At 53.0% G+C, this 23,051-nt stretch carries 21 protein-coding genes; 7 read left to right on the top strand and 14 right to left on the bottom strand.

Annotated features, from left to right (window positions below; translation table 11 throughout):
• Positions 1-99: 99 nt before the first annotated feature.
• From HCZ99_RS12470 to HCZ99_RS12485, 4 genes are all read right to left on the bottom strand, one after another.
• On the bottom strand, positions 100-630 hold the full coding sequence (locus HCZ99_RS12470; RefSeq protein ID WP_167447290.1) for a PqiC family protein: 531 nt from the start codon (positions 628-630) through the stop codon (positions 100-102).
• A 66-nt stretch (positions 631-696) separates the two neighbouring features.
• Positions 697-2,382 carry a PqiB family protein gene (locus tag HCZ99_RS12475; RefSeq protein WP_167447291.1) on the bottom strand — a complete coding sequence of 562 codons (1,686 nt, stop codon included), beginning with the start codon at positions 2,380-2,382 and terminating at the stop codon, positions 697-699.
• Entirely contained in the window at positions 2,379-3,734 is a 1,356-nt protein-coding gene (locus HCZ99_RS12480) for a paraquat-inducible protein A (RefSeq protein ID WP_167447292.1), read from the bottom strand. The genes HCZ99_RS12475 and HCZ99_RS12480 overlap by 4 nt, the downstream gene beginning before the upstream one ends.
• Positions 3,735-3,868: 134 nt before the next feature.
• Positions 3,869-4,768, bottom strand: coding sequence for a LysR family transcriptional regulator ArgP (locus tag HCZ99_RS12485; RefSeq protein ID WP_167447538.1), 900 nt, complete (start codon positions 4,766-4,768; stop codon positions 3,869-3,871).
• A gap of 175 nt (positions 4,769-4,943) precedes the next feature.
• Here HCZ99_RS12485 and HCZ99_RS12490 point away from each other — a divergent pair, with 175 nt between their 5' ends.
• Positions 4,944-5,570: a LysE/ArgO family amino acid transporter gene (locus tag HCZ99_RS12490; RefSeq protein ID WP_167447293.1), complete on the top strand. Its 627-nt coding sequence runs from the start codon at positions 4,944-4,946 to the stop codon at positions 5,568-5,570.
• A 102-nt stretch (positions 5,571-5,672) separates the two neighbouring features.
• Here the strand turns inward: HCZ99_RS12490 and HCZ99_RS12495 are convergent, their stop codons facing one another.
• Positions 5,673-6,248, bottom strand: a complete 576-nt coding sequence (locus tag HCZ99_RS12495; RefSeq protein ID WP_167447294.1) for a thymidine kinase — start codon at positions 6,246-6,248, stop codon at positions 5,673-5,675.
• Positions 6,249-6,338: 90 nt separating this feature from the next.
• A complete protein-coding gene (locus HCZ99_RS12500) occupies positions 6,339-7,244 on the bottom strand; it encodes a LysR family transcriptional regulator (RefSeq protein ID WP_167447295.1) in 906 nt (301 codons plus the stop codon).
• A gap of 106 nt (positions 7,245-7,350) precedes the next feature.
• On the opposite strand from HCZ99_RS12500, the gene HCZ99_RS12505 reads away from it, so the two are divergent.
• Positions 7,351-8,031: a type 1 glutamine amidotransferase domain-containing protein gene (locus HCZ99_RS12505; RefSeq protein WP_167447296.1), complete on the top strand. Its 681-nt coding sequence runs from the start codon at positions 7,351-7,353 to the stop codon at positions 8,029-8,031.
• 81 nt (positions 8,032-8,112) lie between these two features.
• On the opposite strand, the gene gatB is transcribed toward HCZ99_RS12505, so the two are convergent.
• The 7 genes from gatB to HCZ99_RS12540 all read right to left on the bottom strand — a co-directional run bounded on the left by gatB (position 8,113) and on the right by HCZ99_RS12540 (position 16,941).
• Positions 8,113-9,567 (bottom strand): Asp-tRNA(Asn)/Glu-tRNA(Gln) amidotransferase subunit GatB, encoded by a 1,455-nt coding sequence (gene gatB / locus HCZ99_RS12510; protein WP_167447297.1) that lies wholly within the window; start codon positions 9,565-9,567, stop codon positions 8,113-8,115.
• 3 nt (positions 9,568-9,570) lie between these two features.
• The gene (gene gatA, locus HCZ99_RS12515) at positions 9,571-11,049 is read right to left on the bottom strand and encodes an Asp-tRNA(Asn)/Glu-tRNA(Gln) amidotransferase subunit GatA (protein ID WP_167447298.1); all 1,479 of its coding nucleotides are present in this window, start codon (positions 11,047-11,049) and stop codon (positions 9,571-9,573) included.
• Positions 11,049-11,339 carry an Asp-tRNA(Asn)/Glu-tRNA(Gln) amidotransferase subunit GatC gene (gene gatC / locus HCZ99_RS12520; protein ID WP_022730672.1) on the bottom strand — a complete coding sequence of 97 codons (291 nt, stop codon included), beginning with the start codon at positions 11,337-11,339 and terminating at the stop codon, positions 11,049-11,051. The genes gatA and gatC overlap by 1 nt, the downstream gene beginning before the upstream one ends.
• A gap of 298 nt (positions 11,340-11,637) precedes the next feature.
• On the bottom strand, positions 11,638-12,858 hold the full coding sequence (locus HCZ99_RS12525; RefSeq protein ID WP_167447299.1) for an ABC transporter permease: 1,221 nt from the start codon (positions 12,856-12,858) through the stop codon (positions 11,638-11,640).
• A gap of 4 nt (positions 12,859-12,862) precedes the next feature.
• The gene (locus HCZ99_RS12530) at positions 12,863-14,527 is read right to left on the bottom strand and encodes an ABC transporter permease (protein ID WP_167447300.1); all 1,665 of its coding nucleotides are present in this window, start codon (positions 14,525-14,527) and stop codon (positions 12,863-12,865) included.
• Positions 14,528-14,641: 114 nt separating this feature from the next.
• On the bottom strand, positions 14,642-15,757 hold the full coding sequence (locus HCZ99_RS12535) for an extracellular solute-binding protein (RefSeq protein WP_167447301.1): 1,116 nt from the start codon (positions 15,755-15,757) through the stop codon (positions 14,642-14,644).
• Positions 15,758-15,840: 83 nt separating this feature from the next.
• A complete protein-coding gene (locus HCZ99_RS12540) occupies positions 15,841-16,941 on the bottom strand; it encodes an ABC transporter ATP-binding protein (protein ID WP_167447302.1) in 1,101 nt (366 codons plus the stop codon).
• 294 nt (positions 16,942-17,235) lie between these two features.
• Here HCZ99_RS12540 and ruvX point away from each other — a divergent pair, with 294 nt between their 5' ends.
• Positions 17,236-17,772 carry a Holliday junction resolvase RuvX gene (ruvX, locus tag HCZ99_RS12545; RefSeq protein ID WP_167447303.1) on the top strand — a complete coding sequence of 179 codons (537 nt, stop codon included), beginning with the start codon at positions 17,236-17,238 and terminating at the stop codon, positions 17,770-17,772.
• A 98-nt stretch (positions 17,773-17,870) separates the two neighbouring features.
• Here the strand turns inward: ruvX and HCZ99_RS12550 are convergent, their stop codons facing one another.
• Complete coding sequence (locus HCZ99_RS12550) at positions 17,871-18,686, bottom strand: VOC family protein (protein WP_167447304.1); 816 nt, start codon at positions 18,684-18,686, stop codon at positions 17,871-17,873.
• 252 nt (positions 18,687-18,938) lie between these two features.
• Between HCZ99_RS12550 and HCZ99_RS12555 the strand changes: the two genes are divergently transcribed.
• From HCZ99_RS12555 to plsY, 4 genes are all read left to right on the top strand, one after another.
• A complete protein-coding gene (locus tag HCZ99_RS12555; protein WP_167447305.1) occupies positions 18,939-19,862 on the top strand; it encodes an AEC family transporter in 924 nt (307 codons plus the stop codon).
• Between the two features lie 178 nt (positions 19,863-20,040).
• Positions 20,041-21,000 (top strand): aspartate carbamoyltransferase catalytic subunit, encoded by a 960-nt coding sequence (locus HCZ99_RS12560; protein ID WP_167447539.1) that lies wholly within the window; start codon positions 20,041-20,043, stop codon positions 20,998-21,000.
• Positions 20,997-22,319: a dihydroorotase gene (gene pyrC / locus HCZ99_RS12565; RefSeq protein ID WP_167447306.1), complete on the top strand. Its 1,323-nt coding sequence runs from the start codon at positions 20,997-20,999 to the stop codon at positions 22,317-22,319. The genes HCZ99_RS12560 and pyrC overlap by 4 nt, the downstream gene beginning before the upstream one ends.
• A gap of 1 nt (position 22,320) precedes the next feature.
• Positions 22,321-22,989, top strand: a complete 669-nt coding sequence (gene plsY / locus HCZ99_RS12570) for a glycerol-3-phosphate 1-O-acyltransferase PlsY (RefSeq protein WP_175581485.1) — start codon at positions 22,321-22,323, stop codon at positions 22,987-22,989.
• Positions 22,990-23,051 lie beyond the last annotated feature (62 nt).

The following is a 23,051-nucleotide window of genomic DNA, read 5'->3' on the forward strand; positions in this document are numbered from 1 at the left end:
GCGAAATAATGCTTCTTGAAATGAAACCAGTAGCTTAACAGGACGACACCCCGCACAACCATTTGTAATTATTTTATGCGCCGGTATGTTTATCTGGGGTTACGGAACGTAATTTGCGATCTCACCAGACAGGTCAGCCAAAAGATCGCTCATGGCGGAAACGGTGCTTTCGACATCCGATCCATTTGGCGCGCCCGTCTTTTCATAGCTGTTGGATGCTTTGACTACGCCGCTTTCAAACGCAACCAGCTTCCAACGGGCCGACAAAAGAACGTTTCCGTCCGGCTGGCGTTCAAACCGGTCGATATCGACGATCACTTGCACATCAACCCCCGCACGCGACGTCCACGGATAGGTTTCCAATCGCGATGCCTTGCCGGTGTGGTCAAAATTCTCGACCAAGATGCGGTTGATGTTTTCATCAAGCGGTTCGGCCCAACGATGACCAGAAAGAACATTTAAGCGGTTTGAACTGCTGCGTGTCACAATCATCGAACGGTCAAGGTGACTTGGAATGCTGACCGGCCCGATGCCGACAACCATGCCCTGCCCGGTTGCAGATGATGCCGGGGCCTGTGTTGAGGATAGCAAGTAATACTGATCCTGTGGCGCCGCAGTGCACGCTGCCATTAGGGGTGCTATCACACACAGGAGCACCCCTGCCCGGATATGCTTTCGAAGTGACTGGCGCATTGGTTATTCTCCCTCAGACCGTTTTTTACCAAGTAACAGCGCGCTTGGGTTTTGTTCCAAAAACTCGGCAAGATCACGCAAGGAACGCGCCGTTGCGGTCAATTCTTTGAGTGCCTCTTCAAGATTATAACGCACCGGCGATGTTGGCCCGGTGACATCGCGCACCCCGCTTAGGGCTTCGCGGGCACTATCAAGTGCCTTCTGCGTTGCCGGCAGCACGCTGCTATCAAGGTTTTCGATCAGTTTATTTACACCTGCCGAGGCCTGCTGCAGGTTTGCAATCCCCTCGGTCAAGGCCGGTGACGTTACGATGTTTTCCATTCCTTCGACCGTGCCAAGCACGCGATAGCCGATTTCTTCCAGCGGGAATGTTTCAACCTTTTCAAGCAGGCTGGTCAGCGAATTGGCTATTTCATCAATCTTTTGCGGCAAGGTTGGCAATTCAGGAATATCGCCCTTTTGATCCCCAAGATACCGTGCCGGCGCAACCGGGTTCATCGACAGATCGACAAACAGCTGCCCGGTGATGAAGCTTGCAGTTTTCAGGCGTGCACGAAGGCCATTATCGACCAGTGTTTTGATCGTTTCTGTATGTTGCAGCAGCCCCATTTGGCCGCCCACCACACTGACGCGTTCCGGTTCAAGGGTGACAAGGACCGGGACACGGAATGAATGTTCGTCAACAACATATTCCAGTTCGACGCTATCGACCGTCCCCACCCGAATGCCGTTAAATTCCACTGGTGCGCCCCGCGAAAGGCCCCGAACGGAGGAATCAAAATACAGGATGAATTTCTGGCTATAGCCGGTGTTCTGAAGTTCCGCCTGCTCAAGCGTTTTAAACAGATTAAAGACCGTTTCAGGCTCGGCGACGTCGCCTTGCGGTTTGTCATCGGGGGTATAGAAATTAATACCGCCCGCCAAAACCGATCGCACCGATTGGGCGCGCAGCGACAGGCCATCTGCATTCAGATCAACCGCGATGCCGCTTGAATCCCAAAAACGGGTATTGCGCTTAACCAACTGATCGAACGGTTTTTTGATAAAGATCGGGATCGAGACGCCCTTTGCGTCATCATCAAGTTCGGTATCAAGGACTTCGCCGACTTCAACCCCACGCACCAAAACCGGTGCGCCGATCGACAGCGACCCCAGTTTTTCCGCCTTTAGGATAAAGCGCGTACCTTGGTCTTCGCTGGTGATCAGTTTGGGTTCCTCAGAACCGACAAACTCATCTTCCGGCGCGCCGGTATCATCCGGGGCCACTTCGATATAGGCCCCCGAAACGATGGTATCCAAACCGGTAATGCCCCGCCCAGACACACGTGGCCGCACCACCCAAAATTCCGTTTTGTCGGTCAAATAGTCACTAAAATCGTCATTCATGCGCACGGTCAGGCGCACATGATCAAACCCGTCGGACAGTTTGATTTCGGTGACCTTTCCGACATCGACATCGCGGTATCGGACAGACGTTTTACCCGCTTCCAATCCGTCGGCGGTTTGGAATGTCAGGGTGATTTCAGGGCCCTTTGACACAACGTCACGCCACAACAGCCATCCGCCAACCAACAGGGCAACCAGTGGAACCAGCCAGATAATCGAAAAGCTGCGCCATCCCTTTTTGACATCGGGCTGATCAACATTGCGTTCTTTTGATCCTTGTGGCGTCGTGTTCTCGTCACTCAAGACGGGCTCCCCTGTGTTTCTGTCTGACGGGTATTATTGACGGTATTGGTATGTTTGTCGTGCGTGCCGATGATGTTTTTGCGCCGTCCGGCCCGGTCCCAAATCAGTCTGGGATCAAACGCCATCGCCGACAACATGGTTAAGATAACCACCCCACAAAAGGCGACCGCGCCAAAGCCCGGCTGAATGGATGCTATATTGCCCAATTTTACCAAAGCCGCGAGGATGGACACCATAAAAACATCAATCATCGACCAACGGCCAATCAGTTCGGTAATCCGATAAACGCGCGTGCGTTGCCGAAGCGGGCCGGAAAGACCCAGCCATGTTGCAAAATAAATCCATCCCAGCAAAACGATCTTAACAATCGGCACCATGATGCTTGCAGTAAAGACCACAATCGCAATTGGCCATTCCCCTGCCTGAACAAGGGAACCTACCCCCGACAGAATTGTATCGGCCTCGGCCTTTCCAAGATAGGTCACAGTCATGATGGGAAAAACATTGGCAGGAATATATAAAATACCCGCCGCCAGCAGCAGGGCAAAGGCGCGTGAAAGACTGCGCGGTTTACGCATATGAACAACCGCACCACAGCGCGGGCAATGACCATGATCAAGATTGCCCTTGGCAACCACCATCGCACAGGTATGGCAGGTCATAAGCCCTTCCTCTGCCCCTTTGGTGTTGGCGGTTTGTGGGGAATTCGAACCATCAACGCTTAGGTCATCTTCGGTAAGGTATCGAAGCCCCTTGGGAGCGATGCAGCGCCAGACGGCGCGTGGATCAAGGGTCACGGTCATTAAAAGGACGGTCGGGATCAAACAGCAGACAGCAAAGAAAGCCGATCCGGCGATGACTTGGGCGAAATCGGTCAGTTTGGTCAGCGCGACCAACAATCCAATCAAAAACACATCAAGCATCGACCACGGACGAATAATCGCGAGTATCCGCCACACAGTTTTGATGCCCGGCACAGTCCGCCCGAGTGAGATCGGCAGCAAGACATAGATATGCGCACAAATCAAAACCAGCGGGGCAATAATCGACGTCACGGCGACCATAAAGGCCAAGAACGGAAAACCTTCTTGCCAGAAGGTCAGAACGCCACTGCCAAGGGTATTGGTCTCGGTCCGGCCTTCCATCGAAAAGGTTAGAAGCGGATAGGTATTGGCAATCAGGAACAAAACAAGGGCGGTAATGGCCAGGGCAAGTGGCTTGTCAAAGCGTGGTTTTTCCGCCTCATAAAGCGTTGAGCCACAGCGTACGCAGCACGCAACACTGCCCGGCGGAAGGTCTTCTTCCACATGGACATAGTCGCAATGTTCACAAGCAATCAGGCGATGCGCCATTGTTTCCCTGTTTAAACAGACTGTTATCAAACGGCGTTAACCGCCAAAGTAAGCGCCAGTTTCGCATCTAAGTCAAACCAGATCAGAACGGAATTGTTCCGCGCTGATGCAAAATAAGCTGTGAATTTAGCCTGTTAGCTTTCAATTGCGGGCAAAAAACGGCGCGCTTCGGATAGAACGGCTTCGTTCACCCGATCAAGCAGTTTGCTTTTCATGGTGCGGTGATGCCAATAAAGCGGTCGGTCGATCACATGCGGACAAGGCTGAACCAGCTTTCCGGTGCGCAAGCCCTCCTCTGCCTGATGAATTTCCACAACGGCATAGGCAATGCCCTGCTCGGCCACGGTGACGAAACCTTGTGAACTGGGCACGGTATGGGCGGGGAAATCACCGGGGTTTAAACCGAAATAGGTTTTCAAATACTGGTTTTGCAGCTCATCATAGCGTGAAAAATTCACCGCCGGACAACTGCGCAAGGCATCGGCGGTAACACCGTCCTTAAAATAGCGGTCTTCAAATTCCGGCGACACCACCATCACATAGCGCATTTTACCAAGCGGCCGGGCCCGGCATCCTTGGATCGGCGTGGATTGCAAACTGATTGCACCAAGAACCGTGCCATCCAAAAGCGCCTGATGATTAAGCGATTCATCATCGACAGTCAGATGAACAAGAAGTTCAAGGTCATGAAATAAGCGCTTGGGAACATTGGCAAACCACGTCGCCAAGCTATCAGCATTGACCGCAAGCGCGACCTGCCCGAACCGACCATCTGATGGGATATCGGGCAGTTCGTCCTGCAAGTCCTGCTCAAGCAAACGGACACTTTGATAGTGCTGCAACAGGCGTTGCCCTGCGGCGGTCGCGACAATCGGTTTGGCCCGAATGATCAACGGTTGGCCCAAACGATCTTCTAACAGTTTCACCCGTTGCGAGATCGCCGATTGCGTCAGACCAAGTTCACGTGCGGCCTTTTCAAAGCTGGCATGGCGGATCACTTCCGCACAGGCTTGCAGCAATTTGTAATCTAAAATGGTCGCCCCCTTGTGCTTCTAATATACCCCACACTATTGCGACAAAGCGCCACAGCGATATTAAAAATCCTAATGCCCTATCATTATAATTCGATTTCCTTATTTTATCAAATTGCTATGACGGGGCAGTCACAAACAGTCATGAACCAACCAACAAACAGACGGATCCCCGTATATGTTCCTCAGCTACGCGACAGGATTTGGCCTTGGCGGCGGATTGATCATCGCCATTGGCGCGCAAAATGCCTTCGTCCTTGGGCAAGGATTGCGGCGCAATCATCCGATGCTGGTCGCGTTTGTCTGCGCGTTGTGCGACGGCGTTCTGATTGCTGCGGGCGTTGCCGGATTGGGCACCCTGATTGCCGCCTACCCGATCTTGACGACAATCGCCGCATGGGGCGGTGGTGCGTTTCTGATCTGGTATGGGTTGGGGGCGTTCAGACGGCTGTTTGAAACCGAAACATTGTCCGAAGAACACATTGCCAAAACCGGATGGAAGGCCGTGTTATCGACCACCTTGGCCGTAACGTTGCTGAACCCGCATGTCTATTTGGATACGGTGGTGATGCTGGGCGGGATTGGCGGGCAGTATCCGGCTGATGAACGGCTTGGCTTTGCGCTGGGTGCCATGAGTGCCAGTTTTGTGTGGTTCTTTGCCATCGCACTAGGCGCGTCTTGGCTGGCGCCATATGTCGCGCGTCCGATCACGTGGAAAATCGTTGATGCGCTGACATGTATCGTCATGTGGCTGGTGGCTTATCACCTGCTGGCACCCGAAATTGCCGGATTGATCGGGGCATAAACGGCCCGATTAAATCCTCATACAATTAGAATTACACCCATTGCTGGCCTGAGACGAAATAACGGACGGAGGACGTAAAGAACATACTCCCCCTTAGGGCTACTACCCCATTGCATCCTTGAAATGACGGCGACAAACCGGGACATAACGGTCGTTCCCCCCAATTTCGACCTGAGCCCCCTCGCGCACCGGATCGCCATTTTCATCGACGCGCAGAACCATGCCGGCTTTGCGTCCGCAATGGCAGATGGTCTTAAGCTCGTTAATTTTATCGGCCCAGGCCAGCAACCATTTGGAGCCTTCAAACAACTCGCCTTGAAAATCGGTACGAATGCCGTAACACAGAACCGGAATACGATGCTTATCGGCGATGTCCGACATCTGCCAGACTTGTTGTTTGGTCAGAAACTGGGCTTCGTCGATCAGCACGCAATCGACTTTGCCTTCTTTCATCTGCCCAAGAATGAGCGCGCACATATCCGTATCGGCGTCAAACAGATGGGCTGGGGCCTCAAGGCCGATGCGCGATGCGATTTTGCCAACGCCAAAGCGGTTATCAAACGCCACGGTCAGCAGCATCGTGTTCATGCCGCGTTCGTGGTAATTGAAACTCGCCTGAAGCAATGTCGTCGATTTGCCCGCATTCATCGACGAATAGTAAAAGAACAGATTGGCCATGGGTCCCCCGAATAATCGTGACAGGGGGAATAGCCGATCAAGGGGCATTATTCAATATGGCATAGTACGCTGGGGCATGCTCGGGGGCGTTTATTGCCTTCTTTCATCGATATCGGCCAGTTGCTGGCGCAGATAATCAAGCAGGGTTTTGACCTTGTTGCTGCGGATGACATCGCCGGAATAAACCGCATATATGCTTAAAACCGGCAAGTTCCAGTCTGGCAAAACAGGGTGCATCCCCCCGTTTGCGATATCGGTGGCGACGTCAGAAAACGGCACGACAGCCATCCCATGACCATCGCGCAGGAACTGCAAACGCGCGGTCGCACTATCGACCTGCACACTGCCCGATACCGTAATTTTACGTTCATGATCACCGTTGGTTAAACGCAGCGTTTCTGGAACGCGGCTGTACATTACCCAGTTATGGTCGGTCAGGTCTTCGGGATTTTTTGGCGTGCCGAATTTCGCGATATAGTCCTGACTGGCGACAATGACACGCCGGGTCTCGTACAGGCGGATGGATTTTAATTCCGAACTGCGCAAGGGACCGGACCGAATGGCGATATCAATCCCCTGCCCGATCAGATCGACAACATCGTCAGTCAAGCGCACATCAAGAGCGACACCGGGATAGGTTTGCCGAAACCGGCTTAGAATCGGGACAATGCGCAAATTGCCGATATGAACTGAACAGCTCAGCGATATTTTCCCCACCGGGTCATCACGCAATTCTTCGACACGTTTGCGCGCGGCCTCGGCCTCAAGCGTGATCGTGCGGCAGCTATCATAATACCGGGTTCCGGCATCGGTCAGACTGAATGTTCGGGTACTGCGCCGAAGCAACGGCACGCCAAGTTTTGCTTCGAGCTGCCTGATTTGGTGGGAAATGGCGGCACGGCTCAGCCCCATTTTGCGCGCTGCGGCGGAAAACCCGCCTTCTTCGACCACACGGGCAAAAATCATCATGGCGCGAACTTCATCAAGTGCCGACATTTTATATGCTCAAATAATTTGACAATCCTGTCGCTTTTACGGCCTTTCGCAACTTTTGTCAGCTACCTATATTCAACGCAATTCACTTCCCCGAATGGAGGATCTTATGCGTATTTTGATGATTATGACGTCGCACGACAAAATGGGCGACACCGGCCACAAAACCGGTATCTGGCTTGAAGAATTTGCGGCGCCTTATTACCGCTTTAAGGACGAAGGTGTTGAAATCACCTTGGCATCCCCCAAAGGTGGTCAGCCGCCGCTTGATCCGAACAGCCAGGCACAAGACGCCCTGACCGATGCCACGGAACGTTTCGATCAGGATGCGGAAGCGCAAAAAGCATTTGCCAATACCGTCACGCTTGATGGCTTAAAGGCCGATGACTATGACGCGCTGTTTTATCCTGGTGGTCACGGCCCGCTTTGGGATTTGGCCAACGACACCAAATCCATCGCCCTGATTGAGGCCTTTGTCGCCCAAGGCAAACCGGTTGCCGCTGTTTGTCACGGCCCGGCTGCCCTCGTCGGCGCCAAAGGAACGGATGGAAAACCGTTGGTTTCGGGTAAAAACGTGACCGGCTTTACCAACGACGAAGAAAAGGCTGTTGGCCTTGAAGAGGTCGTGCCGCTGTCGATTGAAGACGAGTTCAAAAAACTTGGTGGTCACTACACCAAGAAAGACATGTGGGCATCTTACGCGGTTGTCGATGGCAAATTGGTCACCGGCCAGAACCCGGGATCAAGTGAAGCGACCGCCGATGAAGTGATGAAGCTTCTGAAAGCTTAATCACCTTTGCGACCACGCATTTAAAAAGCCGCCCGTCTCAATCTGAAACGGGCGGCTTTTTTATTAGTCTGATGATTAAAATCAGCCGAGGATTTTGTCGCGGAGCATTTTGTTGACCATGCCCGGGTTGGCTTTACCACCCGTGGATTTCATGACCTGACCAACAAACCAGCCGAGCATACGATCCTTGCCATCACGGATTTCCTGGACCTTGTCCGGGTTGGCCGCAATAACTTCGTCGATGGCAGCCTCAATTGCACCGGTATCGGTGATCTGTTTGAGACCTTTTTCTTCGACGATCTTTTCAGGATCTTCGCCAGTTTCGATCATGATTTCAAAGACGTCCTTGGCGATACGGCCAGAGATGGTGTCATTGGAAATAAGATCGATCAGCTTGCCAAGATTTTCGGCTGTAACCGGGCTGTCAGCAATGCCGACTTCGGCCTTGTTCAGCGCGCCAAACAGGTTGGTGATTACCCAGTTCGCTGCCAGTTTGCCATCACGGCCCTTTGCAACGATTTCGTAGTAATCAGCCTTTTCCTTTTCCGCGACAAGAACGCCGGCATCATATGCCGACAGGCCGTTTTCATTGATGAAGCGGGCTTTTTTCTCGTCCGGGAGTTCCGGCAAGGTTTTTTCGATTTCAGCAACAAACGCATCATCGAACACCAGCGGCAGCAAATCCGGATCCGGGAAATAGCGGTAATCATGTGCCATTTCTTTGGAACGCATCGCGCGGGTTTCGCCAAGACGCTGATCAAACAGACGGGTCTGCTGAATGATTTCCCCGCCAGATTCCAAAACTTCGACCTGACGTTTTGCTTCGATCTCAATCGCCTGCATCACGAAACGGATGGAGTTGACGTTCTTGATTTCGCAACGCGTACCAAACGGCTCGCCCGGACGACGGACCGATACGTTGGCATCGCAACGCATGGAGCCTTCGTTCATGTTGCCATCACAGGTGCCAAGGTAACGCACGATTGCGCGCAACTTGGTAAGGTAAGCACCGGCTTCTTCGGGGGTGCGAATATCAGGGTCCGATACGATTTCCATCAGGGCAACGCCCGAACGGTTCAAATCGATATGGGAATATTTCGGGTCCTGATCGTGCATTGATTTACCCGCATCCTGTTCAAGATGCAGACGTTCAATACCCACCGACTTGGTCGTGCCATCGGGCATATCAAGAATGATGGTGCCCTTGCCAACAATCGGTTTATCAAACTGCGAAATCTGATACCCCTGCGGCAGATCGGCATAGAAGTAGTTCTTGCGCGAAAAGACGCTTTCTTTGTTGATCTGGGCTTTGAGGCCCAAACCGGTTTTCACAGCCTGACGCACGCATTCTTCGTTGATGACCGGCAACATGCCCGGCATGGCGGCATCAACAAGGCTAACGTTGCTGTTGGCTTCGTTACCAAATTTGGTCGAGGCACCTGAAAACAGCTTGGAATTGGAAACCACCTGACAGTGGACTTCCAAACCGACAACGATTTCCCACGGGCCGGTTGAACCTTCGATGATATAGCTCATGGATCAGCCCTCCTGCCCGAAAGGTTTCGCGGTGAAGTTGGCTGCACTTTCAAGTACGCCCCCAACACGCAGAACGGTTTCTTCGTCAAACGGTTTGCCAATCAGCTGCAGACCAAGCGGAAGACCTTCGGACGACAGACCAGCCGGCAATGACAGGCCCGGAAGACCAGCAAGGCTTGCCGGAACGGTAAACACGTCATTGAGATACATTTTGACCGGATCGTCTTCGTTTTCGCCAATTGCGAACGCCGCCGACGGTGCGGTTGGTGCCAAAATGGTATCAACGGTGCCAAACGCATTTGCGAAATCTTCGTAGATGCGGCGACGGACTTTAAGCGCCTTATTGTAATAGGCATCGTAATAGCCAGCCGACAGCACATAGGTGCCGATCATGATGCGGCGCTGGACTTCTTTACCAAAGCCAGCAGCACGCGATTTGGAATACATGTCATCAAGGCTGTCGCCTTCGTCCATGACACGCTGTCCATAACGCAGGCCATCATAACGTGCCAGGTTCGAAGATGCTTCTGCTGGGGCAACGATATAATAGGTACCCAGCGCGTATTTGGTGTGCGGCAGGGTCACATCGACCACTTCTGCACCCGCATCGCGCAGCATGGCAACGCCGTTATCCCAAAGCTTGGTGATTTCTTCGGGCATGCCTTCAACACGGTATTCTTTTGGAATACCGATTTTCATGCCGCGAATGTCACCCGTAAGGGCGGCTTCGAAATCAGGCACTGCCATCGGGGCAGACGTGCTGTCTTTGGCATCGTGACCGGCCATTGACCCAAGCATGATGGCAGCATCACGCACGGTTTTGGTCATCGGACCAGCCTGATCAAGCGAGCTTGCAAAGGCAACAACACCCCAGCGCGAGCAACGACCATAGGTCGGTTTCAGACCGACAATACCGCAATAAGACGCCGGTTGGCGGATTGAACCACCGGTATCGGTCCCGGTTGCGGCAAGCGCCATACCACCAGCAACGGCAGCAGCAGAACCACCAGATGAACCACCCGGCACAAGATCCTTGCCGTCTTTGCCTTTCCACGGGTTAATCACATTGCCGTAGTAAGAAGACGTATTGGCAGACCCCATGGCGAACTCATCAAGGTTCGCCTTACCAAGCATCACAGCGCCATTATCAAACAGCTTGCTGGTGACGGTGGATTCATATTCGGGTTTAAACCCTTCGAGGATGTGCGATGCGGCTGTGGTTTGAACACCTTCGGTGCAGAACAGGTCTTTGACCGCGATCGGCAGACCTTCCATGTTGCCAGCGTCACCTTTGGCGCGCTTGGCATCGGAAGCCTTGGCCATCTCGATGGCTTTGTCCGGGGTTTCGGTGATGTAAGCGTTCAGATTGCGATGCGCTTCCATCGATTTCAGGTGTGCTTCGGTCAGTTCGACCGAGGTATAATCACCCTTTGCCAGACCGTCGCGGGCCTCGGCAAGTGTCAGCTTTGTCAAATCAGTCATTATTCAACCACCTTAGGCACAACAAAACAGCCAGCATCGGTCATCGGTGCGTTTGACAGCACTTTTTGCTGGATGTTGCCATCGGTGACTTCATCCTTGCGCAGCGGCAAGGTCAGATCGGCAACCGACGTCAGGGGTTCACAACCTTCGACATCAACTTCTTGCAGTTCCTCGACAAAATCGAGGATACGGGTCAAATCACCCGCCAGTTCGGTCAGGCCTTCTTCGGACACGTTGATACGTGAAAGATAGGCAATACGGCGAACTGTTTCCTTATCCAAAGACGACATGGATGAAAGTCTCTCTTAAGGAATGACAAAAAACCCGGCAGATGGTCCATCTGCCAGAACTTGAATTACAGCGCGGAAACTAGCACCCCGAAGCCCCCGCCGCAAGGGCCGGTCGTGGGGATAAACACGCGATTTTGCGGTCATTTTAATTTCCCGATCCGGTGTTTGATCACGACACCGCGCAATTTCCATCGATTTTCATACAAAAGGGCCGACGACACCAAATGCCGCCGGCCCTTTATTGCTTTGACTTTGGAGCGCAATGGGCGTTCCACCCTACCCCGTTTTGGTTTCTCGCTTAACCCGGGCTCATGCCGCGCAGACGTTCGGAACGGCGGCGGAGCAATTCAACCGTGGCCAACAGCAAGATCGAGACCGAGACAAGAATGGTCGCGGCGGCCAGAATGGTTGGTGAAATCTGCTCGCGAAGACCGGTGTACATTTGCCATGGCAAGGTTTGCTGGCGTGCAGAACCGACAAACAGAACCACCACAACTTCGTCAAACGATGTGATAAAGGCAAACAAGCCGCCAGAAATCACTCCGGGCAGAATAAGGGGCATCTGCACACGGAAGAAGGTGGTTACCGGATCAGCACCCATATTGGCAGCAGCCCGCGTCAGGGAGCTATCAAAGCCGACCAACGTCGCGGTCACTGTAATGATGACAAACGGAATACCCAGCACTGCGTGGGCCAAAATCACCTTCACATACCCGACAAAGGCCTGATTAAGCCCCAGATTAAGCTGAAGCCAATTACCCAGCGGGGCATAAAAGAAGAACATGCCCGTCGCGGAAATGATTAGCGGCACAATCATCGGCGAAATGAGGATCGCCATCATCACCTGACGCCCCGGCACGTGCGATTGGCTAAGACCAATGGCCGCCAAGGTCCCCAATGACACCGAAATCAATGTCGCAATCGGCGCAATGATCAACGAGTTTTTCAGCGGCACCATCCATTCATCGGTACCGAGGAAATCACGATAGTGCTTTAAGCTGTAGCCCGCGGACTTGAAGCTGAGCATTTCGGGCGTGAAGGTAAAGAAGTTCTCGGCATTAAAGGAAAGCCACACAACCGGGATCAAAGGTGCAATCAGGAAGAAGAAGACGAAAGCACAGATAAACAGGAAAGTGCAGTGCCACAGCACCTGCCCCGGTGTGTAATAGATCGGAACCCCGGCGCGGTATTTACCGGTGCCAACCCAGGTCGCAAACCACCCCATCGACAGCCCGACAACAAACCCACCCAAAAAACCACCAACGCCGCCAAACAGTGCCGCCACAACGGCAAACACCACAGCAACGCCCCAGATTTTTTTCCAGCGTTTGATCGAAACGATCTTTGCAAGGGCCAAGGCCAGCACGGCACCCACGACAGCTCCGCCAACAGCGCCGATAAACGGATCGCCAAAGATATTACCGGTCACAAAGCCAAACATCGCACCAAGCACGGCCACGATCGGCATCGTGAAGGTCAAGAGGTTTGGGCGTTTGATGTTAACAATTAACTCATTCATGTCCTTAGCCCCCCAACTTCACGTTATCAATCCCGACAATCCTGTCGTAGCACCAGTACAGCCCAAGCACGACCACCAGAAGGATCGAGCCCAATGCGGCCGCCAGGCCCCAGTTGAGGGAACTTGAAATGTGATAGGCAATTCGGTTTGAGATAAAGACACCACTTGTCCCACCGACGATTTCCGGCGTGATGTAATAGCCAATGGCCAGGATAAACACCAAGATCGACCCCGCCCCAATGCCCGGCACCGATTGCGGGAAATACACCCGCCAGAAGGCCGTCCAGTTGGTCGCACCAAGCGATTTGGCCGCACGAAGGTAGCTGGGCTGAATGGTTTTCATCACCGAATAAAGCGGCAAGATCATGAAGGGCAGCAAAATATGCGTCATCGCGATAATCGTGCCCGTGGCGTTGTTCATCAAAATCAGTCGGTCCGCATCATTGACGAAGCCAAGCCAAACCAAGATTTCGTTGATCACACCTTGTTGTTGCAGCAACACCTTCCAGGCGGATGTTCGCACCAAAAGCGATGTCCAGAACGGCAACAAAACAAGGATCATCAGAAGGCTTGCAGTACGCATGGGAAGGTTTGCCAACAACCACGCCACCGGATAGCCCAAGACAACACAACTCGCCGTAATGATCAACGCCATCACCAGCGTGCGCATAAAGAGTTGCTTGTAGATTTGTTGGTTTTCAGGTTTTTCGGCGATGCCATCCGGGGTCAATTGCATATCAACAGCATTTAAGAAGTAACCCGGCGTCATGCGTGACGAGTAAAGCTGGATCGTTGACCAGACTTCCGGCGACAACCAATCTTCGTTTTCTTTGCCAAATTCGGCCCGGAACGTGGTTTGGGGGAGTTGATCGACATTGGCCACCGCGGCCTTAAGCGCATCTGCGCCAAACCCGGAATAGCTTTGAATGGCAGCAACACTATCGGGGTTAGTTAAATCCATTCCCAACGCGCCATAAACAGATTCCCATGGGTCTTCTTCGGCGACGACATCCTCGTCATCAATCGCAGTCCAGATCGCAAAATCGGTATAGGCACGCGTGGTCCAGGGCAGCATTTCGGCGATCTGCATCGATGGGATGAAACCAACGTCGCCATCCATGCTTTCGCCAACCATGGTCGCGAACAGATCACGGCGTTCTTCCAGCAGATCTTCGCCGTCCGTGCCCGACATCATTTCGTACCAAAAGGCACCGTCCTTAAAGTTCGGATCGATATCTTCGAGCGGGTCTTGCCATTCTTCGCCGATGTCATCAAGCCCGCGCCCGGTGGTGCGGAACAAGGATGAAAGACCGGTCATTTCATAGTTCAGACGCGACCCAAGGCGGGTATGTGTCTTGGCCTCTGAGGCCTTGAACATATCGATATAAAGGTGCCGAAAAACATCGTCATTTGGCAGCTCCCCGGTGGAGCTATCCCAATCTGCAAGGGCTTGGGTCACACCAGGAAGGGTATCAGGGACAATTTCGTTCTCGACCGAGCGAAACAGCATGGAAAAAATCGGAACGATAAATGTCACAACCACGAAAATCAGAAGTGGCGCAATTAGCATCAGTGCGCGTAGCTTTTGCCGTAGCAAAGCCCGCCGCAAACTTTGTTTCAGTGGCCGGCCATCCGCGGCCAGTACTAATTCTTGTGTCGTATCACTCATTGCGCCCCCGTCAGTCCGCCATCGCGCATCGGACTGCTAATTCACACTGATAATTCAGCTTGTTTTTACTCAATGGAAAAAGGGGGCCGCGGGCGGCCCCCTTTTGTTTCGGTGTTATTGAGCGAGCCATGCCTGGAATTTGGCATCGATATCGTCGCGATAATCAGCCCAGAACTCGTAGTTATAAAGGAACGTGTTCTTGCTGTTTTTCGGATCGGTTGGCATATGCGGTGCCATATCAATACCAAGTTCGGCGTGCTTACCAACAAGCGGTGCAGAAGACGCACGGGCCGGACCATAGGAGATGTATTTCGCCTGATCGGCCAAACGCTGGGTGTCGGTGGCAAAGCGCAAGAAGTCTTTGACACGGGCAAGACGGTCTTCTGGCAGACCGGCCGGGATGATCCAGCCATCAAGATCGAACACCTGCGCATCCCAAAGCATTGCGATTGGCTGATCCTGCTCGACAATTGCCGAGAACAGACGACCGTTATAGGTCGACCCCATGAAGACCTCGCCATCAGCCAGAAGCTGCGGGGTATCTGCGCCGGCACTCCACCAAATCACGTCGTCTTTGATGGTTGCCAGCTTATCAAGCGCCTGCTGCTGCCCTTCCGGGGTGGCAAGAACATCATAAACGTCGTCTTTGGCAACGCCGTCACAAAGAAGCGCCCATTCCATATTGTTGATTGGACGTTTTTCCAGCGAACGTTTGCCAGGATAGGTCTCGACATCAAACACATCACAGATGTCGTCTGGTGCGCTGACCCCTTCTGGGACCATATCGGTGCGGTAACCAAAGGTCGTCGAATAAACGATCTGCGGGATGAAGCAATCGCTGACCAGAAGGTCACCAAAGTCATCCTCAGCCGAGGTGCCGTCCGGGGCGGCTTCAAGCATCTCGTCTGGATCGATTTCCATCGCCAAACCTTCGTCACACAGACGCAGGGCATCGGCAGCAACGACGTCAACCAGATCCCAGGTGACGTTGTTTGCTTCGTTCATGGCGCGCAGTTTTGCAACGGCCTCGTTCGAGCTTTCATCCCAAGTGATGGTCACATCGGGATGCATTTTTTTGTAAGGCTCGGCATAAGCCGCAGTCTGACTGGCTTGATAGGCACCACCCCAGCTTACCAGCGTCATGTTCGATGCCATGTCGTCAGCAGCAAACGAAGTACCACTGGACGCGACGAGCAGTGCGGTCACGGAAATGGAAGTAAGAAGTCGCATGTAAATGCTCCCTGATTGTTGCCCGGACTATTGATTAAGGAAGGCACCCGGGCGTACCGATCCTGTTTGCCTGCGATGGGTCGTCACGCGTCAAGCGCGCGGCAATCCTCTGCAAGCCAGCCAATTTCGATTTGTTGGCCGCGATTTAAGCGCACTTGATCGGGTGCGTTTCTTGTTTTGATAATAAAGTCGTCATTGCCCGCGACACGCAAACGTGTGCGGAAAATGTCGCCCATATAGATGAACTCCAGCACCTCTGCCTTAAGGGTGTGGGCATCTTCGTGCAGACGATCACGATTATATTCAACGCGTTCAGGACGGATCGACACGCGGGTACGTTCGCCCACTTCGCTGACATTGACCGGTACCGCGTCAATGACCTCGCCGCCATCAAGGGTGACCACGCATGTGTTGCCACGGATTTCCTTGATGACACCTTCAAGTGTGTTGTTCTCGCCGATGAACTGCGCAACAAAGCTGTTTTCCGGGGTTTCGTAAAGCTGATCTGGCGGTGCAAGCTGCTGAATACGGCCATCGTCAAACACGGCAACCCGGTCTGACATCGTCAGGGCCTCGGTCTGGTCGTGGGTGACGTAAACGGTGGTGATGCCCAGTTGGTGCGCCAGATAGGTAATTTCGAACTGCATCTTTTCACGCAGTTGCTTATCAAGTGCGCCAAGCGGTTCATCCATCAGAACCAATTCCGGCTCAAACACAAGTGCGCGGGCCAAAGCCACACGTTGCTGCTGACCACCTGACAACTGGGCCGGACGACGACCGCCAAAATCACCCATTTCGACCATATCGAGGGCTCTTTTGACTTTTTCTTCGCGCTCCGCCTTGCCAAGTTTGCGAACTTCGAGCGGGAAGGAAAGGTTTTCGGCAATGGTCATATGCGGGAACAACGCATAGTTCTGAAACACCATGCCAATGCCACGCTTGTGCGGCGGAATGTTGTTGATCGAAACGCCACCCAGGCGAATATCGCCATGTGTTGCAGTTTCAAACCCGGCAAGCATCATAAGACAGGTTGTCTTACCCGACCCTGACGGGCCAAGCATCGTCAGGAATTCACCCTTTGGCATTGATAAATTGAGATCTTTCACGACGAGCGTTTCGCCATCGTAGCTTTTTTGTACACGTTCGAATTCAACAAACGCGTCGTTGGTTGCACCGTCGGTCAAGCCCAAATACCCCCTGTTTTACCTTTATTCATTTTGAGGTCCTTTTTCGCACAATTTTTGTGCTTTTTTGTTTGTTGCTCAAATTTTGAATGAATGTATTAGAACAAACATGCCCATACAGTTCAACCCAAAGAAATGTTTCAACACAGAACCATTGCGACAATTGCCAATAACAATCGCACACCAAACAGGATTAAACGGCACTTTGCCGGTGCGCGCAGCTATGCATCGAAAGATGGGCAACATGATTGCTTTGCGCTGGCATTTTGGCGTTAACGCCCCTATAAGGTCGCCATGATTTGCAATGACACACAGGAATTGCTGCGGTGCCTGACACCAGCAGCGCGCGTTTTGGGGCTAGACCTTGGCACCAAAACCATTGGCGTGGCCCTTTCAGATGTTGGGCTTCAGATCGCATCACCTTATGAGCTGATCTCGCGGAAGAAATTCACCCGCGATATCGCGCAGCTGTCGTCGATCGTCACCAAACAGAATGTTGGGGGGATTGTGATTGGCTTCCCGCGCGAACTTGATGGCTCCATCGGCAAGGCATGCCACCGGGTTTATGCCTTTATCGATGAGATGGAAAAATACATCGATCTGCCGGTTCTGATGTGGGACGAACGTCTTTCAACCACAGCTGTTGAACGCGTATTGATCGGCGAAGTCGATATGACGCGTAAACGCCGTGCGGAAGTTGTCGATAAAACCGCTGCCGCGTATATCCTGCAAGGCGCACTTGATAACCTTAATCGTCATACCGATCCGGGCGAAAATGCCGTCCCGGACGAAGAAGAAGACGATTTTGATGCGGGCGACGAAGAAGAATAAGTCTTCCGCCCTGCCCTTTGGTGACAGCACCTTGCATCAAGGCCCGCACCACTGCACAGAATAATCAAAGCTGCCTGAGATTTCTTCAGGCAGCTTTTTTATTTGCCGGAAATCACAACCATCACGCCAAAGAATTTCGATGGTGGCAGGATCAGTTTGTCTTTTTTGGCAATCGCGCCAAACGATTTGGCGGCATCGGCGATTTTTGCCATGTCGTCGACAATCAATTCAAACCCGGCAAAGCCATCGGTCGAAAAATCCGGATCATCAATGCCGTATTTATCAATTAATTCATCGGCATGCAGCGATTCGATCACGGTATCGACCTCAATCGCCTCGTAAAATTCGCGTACCGCATCCGCCGCCCAGTGCGACAAAAGAACCTTGCCGATCTTTCGCGCGGTGTTTTCATGCGTCTGATATTCTGGAAAATAGAAATTCTGAGATGGGTGCCGGTGCTGACAGACAAAGCTGACCGCATTGCGCAGCAGCGGATGAATGGCAAATGCCAACGAAAACGCCAGGCTGACATCATCGCCCTGCGGGGTTTTGCCATCGCGTTCGAAGTCAAACACACGCGGCACAGCAGCCCCCGCCGCAATGAAATCGTCGCGATCCTTTTGCGCATCCCGTGATTGCAAAGCCAGCATCGACATGCCTTCGCGGTGACGCAGGTAATCGCGGTTATAGACCGCAAAGGAAAACGGTGCGGATATGTCGGTTTCGTTAATTTTGGCCGGTTCAACCACGGACAGCAATTCAATATACATGCCATCAAGCTGGATCAGCGCATTGCCCGTGCCAAAGGGATGTGTCGCCCGCGGAGTTACCGTAAAGCCAAGCTTGCCATAGGCAGCAATCGCCGCATCAAGATCATTTACACATAAGACAAGATGATCAATTGCACGCGACATTGGCGTCCCCTTAATGGCGGTATTGGCAGCGTATACCGTGCTTTCAATTGAAATTACATAACATTTTAAGCAATATAATTCCTGTGTTGGTTATCACAGTCTTATAGCATCGGCAAAGAACAACAACGCCCCACCACACCCAATTTTTTAAATTCAAAGCCGAAAACAAGCTATTGTTTTCTAATTACAAACCATCCGTTTAAGGTCACCCGACCAACATCCTTTTCACCGCGGTTTGCGCAAGGACATTTGATGATTGCCATCCTTTCGGCCCTTCTTCCGACATTTGCCCTGATCATTTTGGGATTTGGGTTGCGGCAACGCCAATTTCTGCCTGATGCGTTTTGGCCGGGTGCTGAAAAGCTGACCTATTTCGTGACCTTCCCGGCCCTTTTGTTTTCCAATACCGCCAAGGCCGATCTTGGCAGCTTGCCGCTTTTTGGGATTGCCGCGGCGATTCTGGGCACGGTTGCGATTTGTGCGATCCTGATCGTTGCGATCAAGCCGGTTTTAAAGGTCCGTCCAGCGGCATTTTCATCGCTGTTTCAAGGGGCAATTCGCCCAAATACCTATATCGGGCTTGCGGTAGCAGCCGCGCTTTTGGGGGATAATGGCCTGACAGTAACGGCACTTTGCGTTGCACTGGTAGTGCCAAGTGTGAATGTGTTGTCAGTTCTGGCCTGTGCACATTGGGGCGATAATGATCGCAAAACCGGCGTCGTATCGCTGTTGCGCGATGTGATTAAAAATCCGCTTTTAATGGCCTGCGTGCTTGGCAGTCTTGTGAATGTTATGGGGTTTGGCCTGCCGCCGGTGATTGGGCCGTTTTTAGAAGTTCTTGGGCGTGCGGCCCTACCGATTGGGTTGCTTGCGGTTGGTGCCGGGCTTGATTTGACGGCGGCACGACGCGCAGGCATTCCGGTGGGGCTTTCGACCCTTGGCAAGCTTGCGATCAGCCCCGCCATCGCAGCAGGGCTTTGTATGGTATTTGGTGTGCCCAGCGCAGATATGGCGGCAGTTGTGCTTTATGCAGCATTACCGTGCTCGGCCAGTGCCTATGTTCTTGCCCGCCTGATGGGGGGCGATGCACAGATGATGGCCAGCATCATTACCGTTCATACACTGGTGGCAATTGGCAGCATGCCGATCATCGCCATTTTGGTGCATGCGGTTTAAGGGCTGACCTTTCGCATCATCCTCATCGTCCAACGGATTAGAAAACTTGACCATCGGGTCAAGAAAAAGGCACTGTCACGGGGCAATATTTACCTTTTCGTGACCGGACCAATTGGGTATGCTCCGCGCGAAATTCTTCTAGGATCACCCAAGGAAAATGTGCAACGCCATGAGCGTCATGGGACCAGCGGCGGATCATTATCCGCACCCACACCTCCTCGGCATCGAGGGTCTTACCCCCGGGGAAATCACCCTTATTCTTGATCGGGCACAGCATTACGCGGAAAAGAACCGCTCTGCGGACAAGACCAGCAATATTCTGGCCGGTGCGACGGTTGTTAACCTGTTTTACGAAAATTCCACCCGTACCCTGACCTCGTTTGAGCTTGCAGCCAAACGTCTGGGGGCGGACGTCATTAACATGACGGTCGGAACAAGTTCGGTCAAAAAGGGGGAAACCCTGATTGATACGGCAATGACATTGAATGCAATGAACCCGGACGCGCTTGTGGTCCGCCATGGTGACAGTGGCGCGGTCAAACTGCTCAGCGAAAAGGTAAATTGCGCGGTTCTAAATGCCGGTGATGGACGCCACGAGCACCCGACACAGGCATTGCTTGATGCGTTGACCATTCGCCGCCACAAGGGACGCCTGCATCGCCTGAATGTTGCGATTTGCGGCGACATTGCCCATTCACGGGTCGCACGATCAAACATCTTGTTGCTTAACACCATGGGATCGCGAGTGCGCCTTGTCGCGCCGCCAACCCTTATTCCGTCGAAAATCGACCGGATGGGTGTTGAAATCTTCCACAATATGGAAGAAGGCCTGAAAGACTGCGACATCGTCATGATGCTGCGCCTGCAGCTCGAACGTATGGAAGGCAGCTTTATCCCATCCGTGCGCGAATATTTCCATTTCCACGGTCTGGATCGCGCCAAATTGGCAAATGCCAAACCCGACGCACTGATCATGCATCCCGGCCCGATGAACCGCGGCGTTGAAATCGACAGTGAAGTGGCCGATGACGTCGAACGATCGGTTATTCGCGAACAGGTCGAAATGGGGGTTGCTGTTCGGATGGCAACGCTTGAGATGCTTGTCCAGAACCACAGAAAGATGGGAGGTCAGGCATGAACCCCGCCATTCGCGCCAAAGGGGCTGGCAACAAGGCATTTGTGAATGCCCGCCTGATTGACCCGGCCAACCAAACCGATACCGTCGGCGGTATTCTGATCCAGGATGACAAAATCCTAAAAAGCGGTGCGGATGTTACCGCCGATACCGTGCCCGATGGATATTTGGTAACCGACCTTAACGGCGCATGCTTGGCACCGGGTCTGGTCGACATGCGCGCGCAATTGCGTGAGCCGGGATTTGAGCACCAAGAAACCATCGAAACCGCTGGAAAATCGGCGGCCACCGGTGGCATTACAACCATCATCGCCCTTCCCAACACCGACCCGGTGATTGACGATGTGGCCGGTGTTGAATTCATCGCCCGGCGCGCACGTAAGGTTGGTCTGGCAAAAGTATTTGTCTATGGCGCGGTATCAAAAGGCATCGAAGGCAAGGAAATTACCGAGCTTGGCCTTTTGCACCAGGCCGGTGCAGTTGCATTTTGCGATGGCATCCAAACCATTTCCAGCGCGCGCCTTTTGCGTCAGGCATTGGCATATTCAACCTTCTTTGACGGCATGATCGTCCAGCATCCCGAGGAACCTGAACTTTCCAAGGGTGCGGCGATGAACAGTGGCGAACTTGCCACCCGTCTTGGCCTTTCGGGTGTTTCACCCCTGGCCGAGGTTATTCAGATCGAGCGCGATTTGCGTCTTGTTGAAATGACGGGCGGGCGTTTGCACTTTGCCCATATTTCGACGGGTGAATCGGTTGAAGTCATCCGCAAGGCAAAAAAACGCGGCCTTAAAGTCACCTGTGACACGGCACCGTTTTACTTTGCACTGAATGAAAATGCGGTGTCCGATTACCGTACATTTGCCAAACTTTCCCCGCCCCTTCGATCCGAAGATGACCGTCAGGCGATTGTTGCGGGCCTTGCTGATGGGACGATTGATGCGATTGCATCGGACCATAATCCGCAAGATGTCGATTCAAAACGCCTGCCCTTTGCGCAGGCCGCCGCCGGTGGCGTTGGATTTGAAACACTTCTGCCCATCGCGTTGGAACTTTACCACAACGGGCACATGTCGTTGCTTGAGGTCATTACGAAACTGACCCATGTTCCGGCGGGTCTTGTTCGGGTTAAGGGTGCAGGTACGCTTGAAGATGGTACCGCCGCCGATCTGGTGATTTTCGATCCGGACCGTCCGTGGAAAATCGATCCCTACCAGTTCCAATCGAAATCAAAAAACTCGCCCTTTGACGGACGTCTGACACAGGGCCGCGTTTTGCGCACCCTGATTGATGGCCGCGAAGTGTTTACAGAAGGTGCCTGAAATGGAACTTGATGCTACCTACAAAGCAATGTTGATGTCGCTTCAGGTCGCAACAGTTTGCGGTTATCTGCTGGGGTCCATTCCGTTTGGTCTTGTCCTGACGCGGATGGCCGGCCTTGGTGATATTCGCAAAATCGGTTCGGGCAATATTGGCGCGACCAACGTATTGCGCACCGGACGCAAGGGTTTGGCGTTCCTTACCCTGGTTGGGGATGCGGGCAAAGGCGCGTTTGCGGTTTTGATCATCACCCACTTCATGGGCGTAGAACAGGGCATCTTTGCCGGTGGTGCGGCTGTGTTTGGCCACATGTTCCCGATTTGGCTGCGGTTTAAGGGCGGCAAGGGTGTCGCCACCACACTTGGTACCCTTACAGCGGTAAACTGGATCATGGGGCTTTGTGCGGCGCTGACATGGCTTGTCATGGCGCTGATTTTCCGCATTTCATCGCTGTCGGCATTGGTTGCGATGATTGCTGCCCCGCTTGCGGCATTCTTTATCGCCCATGATCCGGGTGCTGGCTGGCTTGGTGTATTTTTGGCCGTAATCGTCTGGTTGGCCCATCACGCCAACATTCGACGCCTTTTGCGCGGCGAAGAACCGAAAATCGGACAAAAGAAAAAAGATGCAGCATCTGACGATGACAAGGATGCAGATATTCCTGCGACCTAAGCCCGCGCCGCACTTTTGAAGTACTTGACGAATTAACGCCCGGATGAGCACAATCCGGGCGT

The sequence above is a fragment of the Thalassospira lucentensis genome (assembly GCF_011806425.1).
Lineage (GTDB): Bacteria > Pseudomonadota > Alphaproteobacteria > Rhodospirillales > Thalassospiraceae > Thalassospira > Thalassospira lucentensis_B.

Bases quoted from the DNA above. Each gene is read 5' to 3' on its own strand.
- HCZ99_RS12490 (WP_167447293.1), top strand. From the start codon at position 4,944: ATGTTCCTCAGCTACGCGACAGGATTTGGCCTTGGCGGCGGATTGATC.
- gatA (WP_167447298.1), bottom strand. From the start codon at position 11,049: ATGACTGATTTGACAAAGCTGACACTTGCCGAGGCCCGCGACGGTCTG.
- HCZ99_RS12470 (WP_167447290.1), bottom strand. From the start codon at position 630: ATGGCAGCGTGCACTGCGGCGCCACAGGATCAGTATTACTTGCTATCC.
- ruvX (WP_167447303.1), top strand. From the start codon at position 17,236: ATGATTTGCAATGACACACAGGAATTGCTGCGGTGCCTGACACCAGCA.
- gatC (WP_022730672.1), bottom strand. From the start codon at position 11,339: ATGTCGTCTTTGGATAAGGAAACAGTTCGCCGTATTGCCTATCTTTCA.
- pyrC (WP_167447306.1), top strand. From the start codon at position 20,997: ATGAACCCCGCCATTCGCGCCAAAGGGGCTGGCAACAAGGCATTTGTG.
- HCZ99_RS12535 (WP_167447301.1), bottom strand. From the start codon at position 15,757: ATGCGACTTCTTACTTCCATTTCCGTGACCGCACTGCTCGTCGCGTCC.
- HCZ99_RS12530 (WP_167447300.1), bottom strand. From the start codon at position 14,527: ATGAGTGATACGACACAAGAATTAGTACTGGCCGCGGATGGCCGGCCA.
- gatB (WP_167447297.1), bottom strand. From the start codon at position 9,567: ATGAGCTATATCATCGAAGGTTCAACCGGCCCGTGGGAAATCGTTGTC.
- HCZ99_RS12480 (WP_167447292.1), bottom strand. From the start codon at position 3,734: ATGGCGCATCGCCTGATTGCTTGTGAACATTGCGACTATGTCCATGTG.
- HCZ99_RS12550 (WP_167447304.1), bottom strand. From the start codon at position 18,686: ATGTCGCGTGCAATTGATCATCTTGTCTTATGTGTAAATGATCTTGAT.
- HCZ99_RS12495 (WP_167447294.1), bottom strand. From the start codon at position 6,248: ATGGCCAATCTGTTCTTTTACTATTCGTCGATGAATGCGGGCAAATCG.
- HCZ99_RS12525 (WP_167447299.1), bottom strand. From the start codon at position 12,858: ATGAATGAGTTAATTGTTAACATCAAACGCCCAAACCTCTTGACCTTC.
- HCZ99_RS12555 (WP_167447305.1), top strand. From the start codon at position 18,939: ATGATTGCCATCCTTTCGGCCCTTCTTCCGACATTTGCCCTGATCATT.
- HCZ99_RS12560 (WP_167447539.1), top strand. From the start codon at position 20,041: ATGGGACCAGCGGCGGATCATTATCCGCACCCACACCTCCTCGGCATC.
- HCZ99_RS12500 (WP_167447295.1), bottom strand. From the start codon at position 7,244: ATGTCGGCACTTGATGAAGTTCGCGCCATGATGATTTTTGCCCGTGTG.
- plsY (WP_175581485.1), top strand. From the start codon at position 22,321: ATGGAACTTGATGCTACCTACAAAGCAATGTTGATGTCGCTTCAGGTC.
- HCZ99_RS12505 (WP_167447296.1), top strand. From the start codon at position 7,351: ATGCGTATTTTGATGATTATGACGTCGCACGACAAAATGGGCGACACC.